This is a genomic window from Micromonospora aurantiaca ATCC 27029 (assembly GCF_000145235.1).
Classification (GTDB): domain Bacteria; phylum Actinomycetota; class Actinomycetes; order Mycobacteriales; family Micromonosporaceae; genus Micromonospora; species Micromonospora aurantiaca.
This window is the reverse complement of sequence record NC_014391.1, coordinates 3,460,421-3,473,731: the sequence shown is the minus strand read 5'-3', so window position 1 is coordinate 3,473,731 and position 13,311 is coordinate 3,460,421. Positions and strand designations below refer to the sequence as shown.

Genomic DNA, 13,311 nt, shown 5'->3' with positions numbered 1-13,311 from the left:
CATGCATCCACCACTCGCCCTGCACGCCGAGCGGCTGACCAAACGGTACGGCCGCCGGACCGCGCTTGCCGACTGCGACCTGAGCGTTCCGCGCGGGCACGTGGTCGGCCTGGTCGGCCCCAACGGCGCCGGAAAGTCCACGCTGCTGCAACTGGCCTGCGGGCTGATCGCGCCGACCTCGGGCACGTTGACGGTGCTCGGCTCGCCACCGGCCGCCGACGCCGCGCACCTGGCCCGGGTCGGTTTCGTCGCCCAGGACACGCCGGTCTACGCCTCCCTCACCGTCGCCGAGCACCTGCGGATGGGCGCATGGCTGAACCCGTCCTGGGACTCGACGCTGGCCCGGCGGCGCGTCGACGAGGTCGGCCTGGACCCGGCGCAGAAGGCGGGCCGGCTCTCCGGCGGCCAGCGCGCGCAACTGGCCCTCGCGCTGGCCGCCGCGAAACGCCCCGAGCTGCTGATCCTCGACGAGCCGGCCGCCGCGCTGGACCCGCTTGCGCGCCGCGAGTTCATGCACGGGCTGGCCGGTTTCGTGCGGGAACTCGGCGCGGGCGCGGTGCTCTCCTCACACCTGCTCGGCGATGTGGCGCAGGTCTGCGACCACCTGGTCGTGCTCTGCGCCGCCCGGGTGCAGGTGGCCGGTCCGGTCCCGGACCTGCTCGCCACGCACCACCGGACAGCCGCGGCGCCCGCCGGGGCCGAGGTGGTCTGGGCCGAGCCCGGCCGCGTCGTGGTCCGGGGCCCGGCGGTACGCGACGGCGCGCCGGTCACTCTGGAGGAACTGGTCCTGGCGTACCTGTCCCGGGCCGCCACTCGCCCGGCGGTGACCCGATGATCCGGATGACGGTGCGGCAGTTCCGCCTCCCGGCGCTCGTCGGCGCCGCCCTGCTGGTGCTGGCCGGCGCCTACCTGCTGCGCCTCGGCGCGGACATCCGCGCCGTACCGGATCCGGCCCGGCTGCCCGACCGGTACGCGCAGACGATGCTGTTCCTCGCCGGCGGCTTCGCGCTGGTGCCCGCGCTGATCGGGGCCTTCTGGGGCGCGCCGCTCGTCGCCCGGGAACTGGAGCAGGGCACGCACCGGCTGGTGTGGAACCAGAGCGTGCCCCGCCGCCGCTGGCTGGCGGTCAAGCTCGCCGTGCTCTCGGCCGCCGCCGCGCTCGTCGCCGGTGTGCTCGGTGCGCTGCTGACCTGGGCGGCCTCGCCCGTCGACCGGGTCGCCGGCGACCGGTTCAGCACCGTGCTGTTCGGCGCGCGCGGCGTCGCACCGGTCGGGTACGCGGTGTTCGGCCTCGTCCTCGGCGTGGTCGCCGGGCTGCTGCTGCGCCGCACCCTGCCGGCGATGGCAGTGGTGTTCCTGGCCGTGGTCGTGGTGCAGCTCGCGGTGCCGAACCTGCTGCGCCCGCACTACCTGCCGCCGGAGCGCATCACCGTGCCGATGACCGCCGACACCGTCAACCGGGCCCGCAACCTGGGCAGCATCACCGGCTCCCCTGTGGTCGGCGGGCTGGACGTGCCGGGCGCCTGGGTCACCGACATCAGCCCGCTGCGGACCGCCGACGGGCGTCAGCTCTCCGACGAGGCGTTCGGCACCTGTTTCCGCGATCCGCCGCGTACCGGCGCCACCGGCACGTTCGGCGACACGGCGGTCTGTCTCGGCGCGCTCGACCTGCACGTGGACCTGGCCTACCAGCCGAACCGCCGGTTCTGGGCGTTCCAGTGGATCGAGCTGGCGCTCCACCTCGGCGCGGCCGGTCTGCTGGCGGCGCTCGGCCTGTGGCACGTCCGGAGACGGGCCGGCTGAGCGGACGGGGGCGGACGGTCCGGGCGCCGCGCGCGCCCGGACCGCCGTACCTACCGCTTGAGCAGCGCGCGCAGCGCCCCGGCGATCTCGCCGGGTGCCTCCTCGGCCATGAAGTGCCCGGCCGTGGTGGTGCGGTGCTCCAGGTCCGGTGCCCAGGCCCGCCACACCGCCGCCGCGTCGTAGCCCAGCGCGGCGCCCCAGTCCTGCTGGATGACGGTGACCGGCATGGTCAGCTGCCGCCCGGCGTCCCGGTCCGCCCGGTCGTGCGCCACGTCGATCCCGGCCGACGCCCGGTAGTCGGCGACGATCGAGTCGACCGCCTCCCGGGAGGCACGCAGGTACTCGGCGCGCACCTCCGCCGGCATGGCCGCCGGGTCACCGGCCCAGGCGTCCAGGAAGTGCCCGAAGAACGCGTCGGCGCTCGCCGCGATCATCGTCTCGGGCAGGCCGGGCGGCTGGGCCATCAGGTAGAGGTGGAACGCCACCGAGGCGGAGGCGCCGTGCAGCACGTCCCACATGTCGAGGGTGGGCAGCACATCAAGCGACGCCAGGTGGGTGACCGCGTCCGGGTGGTCCAGGCCGGCCCGGACCGCCACCAGGGCGCCCCGGTCGTGCCCGGCGAGCGCGAACCGCTCGTGTCCGAGCGCGCGGGCCAGCGCCACCACGTCGGCGGCCATGGTCCGCTTGGCGTACGTGTCCTCGGTGGCGGCGGCCGGCTTGTCGCTGGCGCCGTAGCCGCGCAGGTCCGGGCAGATCACCGTGTGCTCGGCTGCGAGGTCGGCGGCGACGTGCCGCCACATCAGGTGCGTCTGCGGGAAGCCGTGCAGCAGCACGACCGGGCTGCCGGAGCCACCCACCGCCACGTTCAGCGCCACGTCCCCGGCGACCGGAACGCGCTGGTAGTCGAATCCCGCGATGGTGGTGCTCATCTCGATCCCTCTTTCGTCTCGTCGTACCGGTCCAGCGTGGCGGCGCCGGATGAGCAACCGATGAGCGCGATACGGTGACCCGGGTCGAGGAGGGGTCGGTGCCTGTCGGTTTCGGTGTGCTGGGTCCGGTCACGGCCTGGGACGACGCGGGTGCGCCGGTCGACCTGAAGGGGCCCCGGCACCGGGCCGTGCTGGCGCGGCTGGTCGCCGCCCGGGGCCGGACCGTGCCGGTCGGGCAGATCGTCGACGACCTGTGGGACGACCCGCCGCCCGGCGGGGTGGGCGCGGTCCGCACGTTCGTCGCGGCGCTGCGCCGCCGCCTGGAACCGCACCGTCCGCCACGCGAGCCGGCCCGGCTGCTGGTCACCGACGGACCGGGGTACGCGCTGCGCGCCGACCCGGACACCGTCGACGCCTGGCGGTTCGAGGACACGGTCACCGCAGCGGCCGACGCGCTGCCCCGGGCCGCGCTGGACCGGCTCGACGAGGCGCTGGGCTGGTGGCGCGGACCCGCGTACGCCGACTTCGACCAGCCGTGGGCGCACGCCGAGCGGTCCCGGCTGGACCAGATCCGGCTGACAGCCGTCGAGCGGCGGGCCGAGGCGCTGCTGGCGCTGGACCGGGCCGCCGACGCCGTACCCGATCTCGACGCCCACGTCGCCGCGTACCCGTGGCGGGAGGACGGGTGGGCGCTGCTGGCGTCGGCGCTCTACCGGGCCGGGCGGCAGGCCGACGCGCTCGCCGTGCTGCGCCGCGCCCGGGAACTGCTGCGCGACCAGCTCGGACTCGACCCCGGACCGCGGCTGCGGCGGCTGGAGACCGACCTGCTGCGCCAGGCCGAACCCGAACCGACCGGCCCGGCGCGGGTCTGGGCGGAGACCGCGGCGGCGTACGAGCGCAGTGTGGTGCCCGGCGCGCGGGCCCGGCTGGAGTCCACTGTCGGGCTGCTGCGCAGCCTCGCGGTGACCGGGCCGGGCGGACTGGAGGCCGCCCGGGACCAGCGCGAGGCGGCCATCACCGCGGCCGAGCAGCTGGGCGACCCGGAGTTCACCGCGCGGGTCATCGGCGGGTACGACGTACCCGCGATCTGGACCCGCTCGGACGACCCGGCGCAGGCGGCCCGGGTCGTCGCGGCGGCGGAGCGGGCCCTCGCCGGGCTGGGCCCGGACGCGCCGGAGGCGACCCGCGCCCGGCTGCTGGCCACCGTCGCCATCGAGTCCCGCGGTACGGCGTCGCCGCGCCCCGCCGAGGCCGCGCGGGAGGCGGAGGCGATCGCCCGGCGGGTGGCCGACCCGGCGCTGCTGGCCCAGGCCCTCAACGGCGTGTACATGCAGACGTTCCACCGCGCGGGGCTGGCCGCCGAGCGGGACGGGATCGGCACCGAACTGGTCGCGCTCGCGGCGCGGCACGGCCTGGCGACAGTGGAGATCCTCGGACATCTGATCCGGGTGCAGGCGCGGAGCGCGCTCGCCGACTTCACCACCGCCGACGCGCACGCCGAGGCGGCGGACCGGCTCGCCGCCCGGCACGAGAGTCCGCTCGTCGGCGTGTTCACCGGCGGCTACCGGGCCATGCGGACCGCCGCCACCGGAGCCGCGTACCCGGACGCGGAGGCGGCGTACCGGTCGTGGGCGACCGGACTGGCCGGCTGCGGCATGCCCGGCGTGGAACGCGGGCTGGCGCCGCTGGCGCTGCTCTGCCTGCGGGTGTGGCACGACCTGCCGGCCGTCTTCCCGGCGGACACGGACTGGGGCCCGTACGCGCCCTGGGCCCGCCCGCTGCTCCTGCTCGCCGACGGCCGGCGCGAGGAGGCCGCCAAGGCATTGCGGCGCACCCCGGCGCCACCGCGTGACCTGCTCATGGAGGCGCTGTGGTGCCTGACCGCGCGGGCCGCCGTAGCGCTGGGCGACCGGGACGCGATGCTCCGGGCACGGTCCGCGCTCGCCCCGGCCGTGGACGAACTGGCCGGGGCGGGTAGTGGCCTGCTCACCGTCGGGCCGGTCGCCGTGCACCTGGACCGGCTCGACGCCGCACTCGGGATGACCGGCGGTCAGGACCGTTCATGACGGCGGCTCGGATGGAACGCGCTCGGCTAGGGTGCGGCGATGGACGAGCTGAGGCACCTGTTCCGGCGCGCCGCCGACCACGCGGCCGACTACCGGCTGTCGCTGCCGGACCGGCCGGTCGGCGTACCCGTGGACCAGGCCGTGCTGAACGAGGCGTTCGCCGGCCCGCTGCCGGACGCGCCCACGCCGCCCGAGCGGGTCCTCGCGGAGCTGGTGGCCGCCGCCGAACCGGGACTCGTGGCCACCGCCGGGCCGCGCTACTTCGGCTTCGTCGTCGGCGGCGCCTCCCCGGCCGCGACCGCCGCGGACATGCTGGCCGCCGGGTGGGACCAGATCGCGTTCAACGCGGTCACCTCCCCCGCCGCGGTGGCCGCCGAGACGGCCGCCGGGACCTGGCTCAAGGAGCTGCTCGGCATACCGGCGACCGCGTCGGCCGGTTTCGTCACCGGCGGCCAGGCCGCCAACACCGCAGGGCTCGCCGCCGCCCGCCACCAGGTGCTCGCCGACGCCGGCTGGGACGTGGAACGGCGCGGCCTGACCGGCGCGCCCGCGGTCCGCGTGTTCGCCGGCGCCGAACGGCACGCCACCATCGACCGGTCGCTGCGCCTGCTCGGCCTCGGCACCGACGCGCTGCGCCCGGTGCCGACCGGCCCGCAGGGCGCGATCGACCCGGACGCGCTGGCGGCGGCGCTACGCGACGCCGGTCCCGGACCGACGATCGTCTGCCTGCAGGCGGGCAACGTGAACACCGGTGCGTGCGACGACCTGCGCCGCGCCTGCGACCTCGTCCACCGGCACGGCGGGTGGGCGCACGTGGACGGCGCGTTCGGGCTGTGGGCGGCCGCCAGTCCGGCCACCCGGCACCTGGTGGACGGGCTGGAGACGGCCGACTCGTGGGCCTGCGACGGCCACAAGTGGCTGAACCTGCCGTACGACACGGCGTTCGCGTTCTGCGCCCGGCCCGACGTGCACGCGGCGGCCATGTCGTACGCGGCCGCGTACCTCGTGGGTTCCGGCGGTGCGCCCGCGGGCGCGGACCTGACCGCGGAGTCCTCGCGCCGCGCCCGTGGGTTCGCGGTCTGGGCGGGCCTGCGGGAGCTGGGCCGCGACGGCGTCGCCGCGCTGGTGGAGCGGTGTTGTGCGCTGGCCCGGCGGTTCGCCGACGGCCTGAGCACGGCCGGGTTCGAGGTGGTGAACGACGTGGTGCTCAACCAGGTGCTGGTCGGGTTCGGCGACGACGCGCGCACCGACCGGGTGGTGGCCGCGGTGCAGACCGACGGGACGTGCTGGGCAGGCGGGACGACGTGGCGGGGACGCCGGCTGATGCGGATCTCGGTGTCGAACGCGACCACCACGGAGGCGGACGTCGACCGGTCGGTGGCGGCGATCGCCCGGCTGGCTCACGGGATCGGCGGCGAGCTGGTTCACTGAGCACCGTGACGTGGCGGCGGGCGGCTTCGATGGTGGCGGTGCTGGTCCTGGCCGTGGTGGCCGTCGGCGGGTGGCGTTGGTGGCACCAGCACCCGCCGTACGGGCCGGAAGCGCTGCACCTCCGCTCGTCCCTGGAGTTCGTCGGCTACGAGGAGGCGCAGGCCGCTCTCGGGCCGGCGTACCAGGCGCCGGTGACGTCCGACGGTGACCAGCTGGTGCTGGGCCGCGTGTCGTGGCAGAAGCCGCCGGCACCGCTTGAGGGCGGGTACTTCGCGCTGTTCCTCATCGACAAGCGCACGGATCTCAAGCCGTCGGTGTTCGCGGTGGCCGCGCCGCAGGAGAGCGTCGGCATGGGCAGCGCCGGTGTGGAGAACAGGATCCCCGACCGCTACCCGTGGTTGCGCGGCGCGGGCGACATCCGGGTCAGCGAGCACGAGTGGCTCAGCGTCGGCAGCCGCCTGGGGATCGTCGACGCCGCCGCCTCACCCCTGACGTTCGTCGTCCGGTTTCCCCACCTGGAGAGACACGAGCGGGTACACCCGATCGCCACCGCGCCCGTGACGTTGCCGGACCTGCTGCTGGCGCTCGTCTACATGGGACCGGACGGGCAGGTGTACTGGGCGCAGCGGTTGCAGGGCTGAACCGGGCATACACGCAGCGCGATCGGTTGGTAGCGTGACGCTCACCACTGTCCCCTGGGGAGGGTCGCTATGTGGGCGGACGAGGCCGCGCTGGACGCGGCGGCACGACGGCTCGACGAGTGGGAGTCGTCGTTGGCCGGCCGTGCGGCGCGGGCCCGCGACCTGTCCGCCCGCACACAGGCGCTGACCGGCACAGCCCGCAGCGCCGACGGGCTGGTCGAGGTCACCGTCGACGCGTCCGGGCTGCTCACCGGCCTGCGACTCGACGAGCGCGTCCGGCAGCACTCCGCCGCACACACCGCCCGGCAGATTCTCGCCGTCACAGGGGACGCCCGCGCCGACCTGCTGCGACGGCTCACCGAGGCCACCACCGAGACACTCGGCGCGGAGGACCCGGCCGCGCGGGCGATTATCGAGTCCCACCAGCGGCGGCTCGCCCCCGACCCGGGCACGCCGGATGCCGCCCGGTGACGGTCTCCAGGTCGACCCGGACGACCTGACCGCGCACGCCGCCCACCTCGTCCGCTGCGCCGACGGAATCGACACCGCCCGGCAGGCCGGCCAGCACGTCCGGCTGAGCGCCGACGCGTACGGGCAGCTCTGCGCGATCATGCCGGTCCTGCTCGACGACCTCCAACGGACGCTCACCGACGGCATCGGCACCGCCGCCACCTCCGTCCGTGACACCGCCGAGAAGGTGCGCGTCAGTGCCGAGCGCTACCGCGCCTCCGACACGCACGCCGCCGACCTGCTCGACCGGGTACGGCAGCGGCGGTGACCACGAACCCGCTGGTCGCCGCCGCGGCGGACTCCGGACCGAGTCCCTGGGCCGGCGTGTGGATCTGCGAGGACATCGAACTCATCGCCCAGGGCGTCCGTACCGGCAGCTGGATCGACAGCAGCCTCGGCGTCGTCAGCGCCGGCCTCGACGCGCTCGCCCTCGTGTCCGACCCCGCCGGGATCCTCCTCCAGTACGGCATCGCCTGGCTCATCGAGCACGTCAAGCCGCTCAGCGAGGCCCTCGACTGGCTCGCCGGCGACCCCGCCGAGATCACCGCGCACGCGCAGACCTGGCGCAACGTCGCCGCGTCGCTGCGCGACGACGCCGCCGAGCTGGCCCACGCCGTACGCACCGAGGTCACCGGCTGGACCGGCGCCGCCGCCACCGGCTACCGCCGCTGGGCAGCCGAGCAGCAGCAGGCCGTCACCGGGCTGGCGCAGGGCGCCGAGGTGATGGCAGCGATCACCGAGGGTGCCGCCGGCCTGGTCGCGGCCGTGCGGCTGCTGGTCCGCGACGCCATCGCCGCCTGCGTGTCCCGGCTGATCGTGTACGCGGCCGAACTGGTCGCCACGGCAGGGCTGGCGACGCCGCTGGTGGTCGAGCAGGTGACGACGACCGTGGCGTCGTGGGCGGCGCGGATCGGGCGGTTGCTGCGGGGGTTGCTGGCGAGTCTGCGGCGGCTGATGCCGGAGATGCGCCGGCTGGGTGAGCTGATCGGCAAGCTCAGGGAGGCGCTGAGCCGACTGACCCACCGTTCACCGGAGCCGACGGCCGGCCCGTCGAAGCCCGGCGGAGACGCGGACCTTTCCCGGCCCTCGAAAGTAGACGAGGCGCAGCGGATTCGCGATCTGGGCATGGATCCTGCGACCGGGAGATTTCGGCCGGCCGAGGCCGAGACGGCGGTCCGGGTCGAAGAGCACCTCGGAGTGCGGCTTAGACGGGCGCCGTCGGACTCCTCGGCGGACTGGGTGGACGAGGCGGGACGCACCTATGATGCGGTGGGCAACTTCCCCGGCCAGTATTTCGACCGGCAGTGGCCACAACTTCAGTACCAGATCGAAAGGCACCTGGAGAAGGCCGATCTCGTTCCGGTCGACGTCTCCAGGTTCTCGGCACAGCAGACAGCAATGGTCGAGCAGTTCATAGCCGATCGCGGGTTCGGCCCGCGTATCTTCATCGTGGGGAAGTAATGGCCGGCCTCATCGTCCTCCGGCCCGGGATCGACTGGACAGCGACCGGGGGCCTGTTCGACTGGACACTGGAGTTCCTGGTGTCCCGGCTGTCGGACAGACGTGCCGCTGAGCATCTGCAGGAGATCATCGAGAACAACCTCGGCTCATTCTGGCTGCAGGACCTGTCGCCGGAGGCCCAGCGCGAGGTCGTCGCCCACTGGCGCACTGGCCTGGTGGCGGCGGGCGAAGAGCACCTGCCGGAGACGAACCAGAAGCCCGACGTGGTGGCACATCTTCGAGAACTCGTCGCCGCTACCTACAGGCTGCCGGTGGAGTAAGGACGGTTGGCCGTCGTGCACGTGTACCACCGGCCCGAACTCGCCTACGAGGTGAAGGTCACCAATCAGGACGGCGAATCCCTCAGTCGCGCGGCCTTCACGCCGGACGAGGTCGAGCGGATCGGCGCCGCCGAAGTCGGACTCTCTGATATGACCGGAGGACTCAGCCCTCGAGGTCGCCCTTTGCCCGCCGGATCGGGCAAAAGGGGCGACGACGGACGCTGCGCGCCCTCGACCTCAAGAACGGTTGCGACTACGAGTTGCGTGAGGTTCGGATAGAGCGACATGGGCATGATGGTGGCGGCCCGCCGGATCGAGGCCCCGGCGGACGAGGTGCGTTACGAGTTCGGGTTCGAGGACAGGTTCGACCGGATTCTCGTCATCGATCCGCAGACCTTGCAGGCGCGAGTTGAGGACGGCGACTTCAACGCCGCCGCGAGCGCGATCACCGCGAAGATCGTCAACGCCTGGCGCGACCGGGGCGACTTTCCGCAACGGATGCTCTTCGCGAGTTAGCGAGCCCTAGTCGAGCACGCCGCACTGCATCCAGACCCGCACGTTCTCGATCACCTCGGTCCTCCCGCCGAGGGCGTCGCGCACGTCGGCGGCGAACGTCGCCCGCTGCCGCGAGGACGGCAACCGTTCGGCCGACATGGCGGAGAAGACGCCGCCCACCATGTCGTCGACAGTGAGCGGCGCGTCGTACCGCACCGACGTCTCCTCGTACCGGTAACCGGCACCCACGAGCGCCTCCCGGTTGCGCCGACGCCCGGCCTCGTCGGTCTGGCATCGTCCGGTCACCGGGTGGCCGAGCATCCGTTCCAGGCAGCCGCGCAGTGCGGCCGACCATTCGGTGTCCTGCATCCACAGCGGTTCGCCGTTGGTGACGACGGCGATGCCACCGCCGGGGCGCAACAACGGCCGGGCCGCCGTGAACAGGGCGTCGCGGTCCATGAAGTGAATGGCGACGGCGACGGTCAGCGCACCGACCGTCCGCCCGCCGAGCAACCGGGACAACGCGGGCACGTCGCCGTCACCGCCGAGCATCCACGTGGCGTTTGCGGTCCCCCGGTCCAGTGCGGTTCGCCGGGCGATCGCCAGCATGTCCGGCTCGGGATCCATGCCGATGACCGCGCCCACCCGGTCGGCGAGCGGAATGCTCAACTGACCGGTGCCGCAACCGAGGTCCACCAACGTGTCGTCGGCACCGAGCTGGAAGGCTGCCGCCAGGGCGTCGAGCACCTCGGGCGGATAGCCGCGCCGATGCTGCGCATAGTAGGTCGCCACCTCACCGCCGAAGCCCGTCGCCATGCCGGCAGCCTGCCCGCCCCAGTCGTCTCCGAGCCAGCATTTCTGCTGAGGGCAGGCCCCCGAAGCGCTTGTCCCCCGTGCGAGCTACCCGCAAATGTCCACCGCACGGTGACGATTCCCGGCCTGCGAATCCATAGCGTTCCAGGTGAACCGCGGCGCTCCGGCCGCGGACCTCTCGAAGGAATCGTCATGCGCGTGGTGAAGCAGCTCCTGGCCGTCGTCGCGGTCAGTCTCGTCGGCAGCCGGGCGGTCGTCGCAGCACAGGACAACGCCTGGCTCAGCCTGATCCTCGGCGTCGCGACCGCCGCGGCCGCGATCATGGTGTACGGGTGGGTGGTGCGCCGCACCGAACGCCGCGAGGTCACCGAGCTGGCCCGGGACGGCGCGGCCGCAAGGCTCAACCGCGGGGTGCTGATCGGGTTCGCCATGTTCGCGGCGGTCATCGTCAACATCGCCCTCATGGGCGGTTACCACGTGCACGGTCTCGGCTCGGTGTCCGGCGCGGTGGGCATCTTCGGGTTCATGGCCGCCGCGGCGGTGACCGAGGAGCTGATGTTCCGCGGCCTGCTGTTCCGCCTGGTCGAGGAGCGGCTCGGTACGTGGCTCTCGTTGCTGCTGACCGGCGTACTGTTCGGCCTGATGCACCTGCTGAACCCGGACGCCAGCCTGTGGGGCGCGACAGCCATCGCGATCGAGGCCGGGTTCATGCTGGCGGCCTGCTACGCCGCGACCCGCAACCTGTGGGTGCCGATCGGCCTGCACTTCGGCTGGAACTTCGCCGCCGGCGGCGTCTTCAGCGTCGTCGTCTCCGGCAACGGCGAGTCGGCGGGGCTGCTGGACGCCGGCACGTCGGGTTCGACGCTGCTCAGCGGCGGAGACTTCGGGCCGGAGGGCAGCCTCTACACGGTGGCGGCCGGGGCGGTGCTGACAGTGGTCTTCCTCTGGCTGGCCCACCGCCGCGGCCACATCGTGACGCGGCGCCGCCGCGCGGCCGAGGCCCCAGCGGAGAGCGTTACGGTCTCCTGATGATCACCCGACGGATGCTCCCGGACTCGTGGCGGCGCTGGCCCGTCACGGTCCGGGATCTCCCGCTCGCGCTGGTGATCGCGCTCGCATCAGTGACCCCACCGCTGCGCGGCATCGGTACGCAGCTCGGCGATCTGCCCGCCCGGCCGTTCGACGCGCTCACAGTCGTGGTGATCGCCCTGGAGTGCCTTCCGCTGGCGCTGCGCCGCAGCCGTCCGGCGCTGTCCCTCGCCCTGGTGTCGCTCGGCTTCGCGCTCGACCAGGTACGCGCCTACCACACCTTCGCGGGCACCGCGCTCGCCATCGCACTGCTGAGCGCTGGCGCCCACCTGGACCGAGGCCGCCGTACGACTGTGCTCGTGGGCTCCCTCGCGTACGTCGGGCTCGCAGTCGCCCTCGACCGGCAGGGGTCGGCCGAGGGTGTGGTCGGCTTCACCACGTTCTACCTGCTGCTGGCGCTCGCCTGGGGCACCGGGTCGTGGCTGCGGCAGAACCGCCTCGCCGAGGCCGAACGTCGCCGGCACGTCGCCGAGACCGCCCGCGCCGCCGAACGCTCGCGCATCGCCGGTGAGCTGCACGACGTGGTGACCCACCACGTGACGGCGATGGTGGTGCAGGCCGAGGCGGCCCGCTACCTGACCGCCGCGCCCGACCGGCTCGAAACCACACTGACCGCCATCACCGACACCGGCCGCCGCGCCATCGGCGACCTGCGGGTGCTGCTCGACGTGCTCAACCCCGACCACGGTACGGAGCCGCGTACACCCTCGGCCGGCGAACTGCAGGCCCTGGTGGAGCAGACCCGGCAGGCCGGGCAGCCGGTGGAGTTCACGCAGGAGGGCAGCCCGGCGGAGGTGACCGGCGGCGCGGAGGTGGCCGCGTACCGGGTGGTCCAGGAGGCGCTGACGAACGCCCTCAAACACGCACACGGCCGCCCCACCACTGTGCACGTACACCATGGCGACAGGGAGATCACTGTGGAGATCAGCACGGAGGGCCCCGGCACGCGCGCCGCGGGTCCGGGCGGAAGCGGACGCGGCCTCGCCGGGCTGCGCGAGCGCGTCACGCTGCTCGGCGGCGAATTCGACGCGGGACGCCGGGCGGGCGGCGGCTTCGTGGTCCGCGCACGCATCCCCACCGGGAGCGCCCCGTGACCGCGCCGATCCGGGTGCTGGTCTGCGACGACCAGGCGCTGATCCGTACCGGATTCACCACCATCATCGACGCGCAGCCGGACATGGCCGCGGTGGGTGAGTGCGGCGACGGCCGCGCCGCTGTCGACCTCGCCGGCCGCCTGCGGCCCGACGTGGTGGTGATGGACGTACGCATGCCGGTGCTCGACGGCATCGAGGCGACCCGCCTGCTGGCTGGCGCGGGCGTCGCCCACCCGGTCAAGGTGCTGGTGGTGACGACGTTCAACCTCGACGAGTACGTCTACGAGGCGCTGCGCGCCGGCGCGAGCGGGTTCCTGCTCAAGGACGCCCCACCGGCGCAGCTGCTGCACGGCATCCGCACCGTCGCCTCCGGCGCCGCGCTGCTGGCGCCGGAGGTGACGCGGCAGCTCGTCGGCCGGTACGCGGCGCGCATCCGTCCCGCCGAGGGCACGCCGGCGGACGTGGGGTTGACGCCGCGGGAGCTGGAGGTGCTGCGGCTGATCGCCGACGGGCTGGCGAACAGCGAGATCGCGGCAAGGTTGGTGATCAGTCAGGAGACGGTGAAGACGTACGTGTCGCGGATCCTGACGAAGCTGGACCTGCGGGACCGGGTGCAGGCGGTGGTGTACGCGTACCGCACCGGCCTGGTGACCTGACCG

General features: G+C 73.9%; 15 protein-coding genes. 13 read left to right on the top strand and 2 right to left on the bottom strand.

The window, feature by feature from the left end; all coding sequences use genetic code 11:
- Window position 1 precedes the first annotated feature (1 nt).
- Window positions 2–835 carry an ABC transporter ATP-binding protein gene (locus MICAU_RS15270; protein ID WP_013286226.1) on the top strand — a complete coding sequence of 278 codons (834 nt, stop codon included), beginning with the start codon at window positions 2–4 and terminating at the stop codon, window positions 833–835.
- Window positions 832–1,803, top strand: a complete 972-nt coding sequence (locus tag MICAU_RS15265) for an ABC-2 membrane transporter-related protein (RefSeq protein WP_013286225.1) — start codon at window positions 832–834, stop codon at window positions 1,801–1,803. The genes MICAU_RS15270 and MICAU_RS15265 overlap by 4 nt, the downstream gene beginning before the upstream one ends.
- A gap of 50 nt (window positions 1,804–1,853) precedes the next feature.
- On the opposite strand, the gene MICAU_RS15260 is transcribed toward MICAU_RS15265, so the two are convergent.
- Entirely contained in the window at window positions 1,854–2,732 is an 879-nt protein-coding gene (locus tag MICAU_RS15260) for an alpha/beta fold hydrolase (protein ID WP_013286224.1), read from the bottom strand.
- Window positions 2,733–2,830: 98 nt separating this feature from the next.
- Here MICAU_RS15260 and MICAU_RS15255 point away from each other — a divergent pair, with 98 nt between their 5' ends.
- The 8 genes from MICAU_RS15255 (at window position 2,831) to MICAU_RS15220 (ending at window position 9,677) form a co-directional block, all read left to right on the top strand.
- Window positions 2,831–4,798 (top strand): AfsR/SARP family transcriptional regulator, encoded by a 1,968-nt coding sequence (locus MICAU_RS15255; RefSeq protein WP_013286223.1) that lies wholly within the window; start codon window positions 2,831–2,833, stop codon window positions 4,796–4,798.
- A 39-nt stretch (window positions 4,799–4,837) separates the two neighbouring features.
- Window positions 4,838–6,229, top strand: coding sequence for a pyridoxal phosphate-dependent decarboxylase family protein (locus MICAU_RS15250; RefSeq protein ID WP_013286222.1), 1,392 nt, complete (start codon window positions 4,838–4,840; stop codon window positions 6,227–6,229).
- A 5-nt stretch (window positions 6,230–6,234) separates the two neighbouring features.
- Window positions 6,235–6,870 carry a hypothetical protein gene (locus MICAU_RS15245; RefSeq protein WP_244879764.1) on the top strand — a complete coding sequence of 212 codons (636 nt, stop codon included), beginning with the start codon at window positions 6,235–6,237 and terminating at the stop codon, window positions 6,868–6,870.
- Window positions 6,871–6,939: 69 nt separating this feature from the next.
- Complete coding sequence (locus MICAU_RS15240) at window positions 6,940–7,341, top strand: YbaB/EbfC family nucleoid-associated protein (protein WP_013286220.1); 402 nt, start codon at window positions 6,940–6,942, stop codon at window positions 7,339–7,341.
- Window positions 7,328–7,648, top strand: coding sequence for a type VII secretion target (locus MICAU_RS15235; RefSeq protein WP_013286219.1), 321 nt, complete (start codon window positions 7,328–7,330; stop codon window positions 7,646–7,648). The genes MICAU_RS15240 and MICAU_RS15235 overlap by 14 nt, the downstream gene beginning before the upstream one ends.
- Window positions 7,645–8,841, top strand: coding sequence for a WXG100-like domain-containing protein (locus MICAU_RS15230; protein ID WP_013286218.1), 1,197 nt, complete (start codon window positions 7,645–7,647; stop codon window positions 8,839–8,841). The genes MICAU_RS15235 and MICAU_RS15230 overlap by 4 nt, the downstream gene beginning before the upstream one ends.
- Entirely contained in the window at window positions 8,841–9,161 is a 321-nt protein-coding gene (locus MICAU_RS15225; RefSeq protein ID WP_013286217.1) for a hypothetical protein, read from the top strand. Before MICAU_RS15230 ends, MICAU_RS15225 begins: the two co-directional genes overlap by 1 nt.
- 285 nt (window positions 9,162–9,446) lie before the next feature.
- On the top strand, window positions 9,447–9,677 hold the full coding sequence (locus MICAU_RS15220; protein WP_013286216.1) for a hypothetical protein: 231 nt from the start codon (window positions 9,447–9,449) through the stop codon (window positions 9,675–9,677).
- Window positions 9,678–9,683: 6 nt separating this feature from the next.
- On the opposite strand, the gene MICAU_RS15215 is transcribed toward MICAU_RS15220, so the two are convergent.
- Window positions 9,684–10,472, bottom strand: coding sequence for a class I SAM-dependent methyltransferase (locus MICAU_RS15215; protein ID WP_013286215.1), 789 nt, complete (start codon window positions 10,470–10,472; stop codon window positions 9,684–9,686).
- A gap of 189 nt (window positions 10,473–10,661) precedes the next feature.
- Here MICAU_RS15215 and MICAU_RS15210 point away from each other — a divergent pair, with 189 nt between their 5' ends.
- From MICAU_RS15210 to MICAU_RS15200, 3 genes are read left to right on the top strand one after another with little or no spacing between them, the layout of a single operon-like run.
- Window positions 10,662–11,498, top strand: coding sequence for a CPBP family intramembrane glutamic endopeptidase (locus MICAU_RS15210; protein ID WP_013286214.1), 837 nt, complete (start codon window positions 10,662–10,664; stop codon window positions 11,496–11,498).
- Window positions 11,498–12,652: a sensor histidine kinase gene (locus tag MICAU_RS15205; RefSeq protein ID WP_013286213.1), complete on the top strand. Its 1,155-nt coding sequence runs from the start codon at window positions 11,498–11,500 to the stop codon at window positions 12,650–12,652. Before MICAU_RS15210 ends, MICAU_RS15205 begins: the two co-directional genes overlap by 1 nt.
- Entirely contained in the window at window positions 12,649–13,308 is a 660-nt protein-coding gene (locus MICAU_RS15200) for a response regulator (protein ID WP_013286212.1), read from the top strand. The genes MICAU_RS15205 and MICAU_RS15200 overlap by 4 nt, the downstream gene beginning before the upstream one ends.
- The last annotated feature ends 3 nt before the right edge of the window (window positions 13,309–13,311 follow it).

What these genes read in the sequence shown, in the direction of transcription:
- MICAU_RS15205 (WP_013286213.1), top strand. Translation starts at nt 11,498, where the DNA reads ATGATCACCCGACGGATGCTCCCGGACTCGTGGCGGCGCTGGCCCGTC.
- MICAU_RS15220 (WP_013286216.1), top strand. Translation starts at nt 9,447, where the DNA reads ATGGGCATGATGGTGGCGGCCCGCCGGATCGAGGCCCCGGCGGACGAG.
- MICAU_RS15265 (WP_013286225.1), top strand. Translation starts at nt 832, where the DNA reads ATGATCCGGATGACGGTGCGGCAGTTCCGCCTCCCGGCGCTCGTCGGC.
- MICAU_RS15240 (WP_013286220.1), top strand. Translation starts at nt 6,940, where the DNA reads ATGTGGGCGGACGAGGCCGCGCTGGACGCGGCGGCACGACGGCTCGAC.
- MICAU_RS15260 (WP_013286224.1), bottom strand. Translation starts at nt 2,732, where the DNA reads ATGAGCACCACCATCGCGGGATTCGACTACCAGCGCGTTCCGGTCGCC.
- MICAU_RS15215 (WP_013286215.1), bottom strand. Translation starts at nt 10,472, where the DNA reads ATGGCGACGGGCTTCGGCGGTGAGGTGGCGACCTACTATGCGCAGCAT.
- MICAU_RS15225 (WP_013286217.1), top strand. Translation starts at nt 8,841, where the DNA reads ATGGCCGGCCTCATCGTCCTCCGGCCCGGGATCGACTGGACAGCGACC.
- MICAU_RS15210 (WP_013286214.1), top strand. Translation starts at nt 10,662, where the DNA reads ATGCGCGTGGTGAAGCAGCTCCTGGCCGTCGTCGCGGTCAGTCTCGTC.
- MICAU_RS15250 (WP_013286222.1), top strand. Translation starts at nt 4,838, where the DNA reads ATGGACGAGCTGAGGCACCTGTTCCGGCGCGCCGCCGACCACGCGGCC.
- MICAU_RS15270 (WP_013286226.1), top strand. Translation starts at nt 2, where the DNA reads ATGCATCCACCACTCGCCCTGCACGCCGAGCGGCTGACCAAACGGTAC.
- MICAU_RS15235 (WP_013286219.1), top strand. Translation starts at nt 7,328, where the DNA reads ATGCCGCCCGGTGACGGTCTCCAGGTCGACCCGGACGACCTGACCGCG.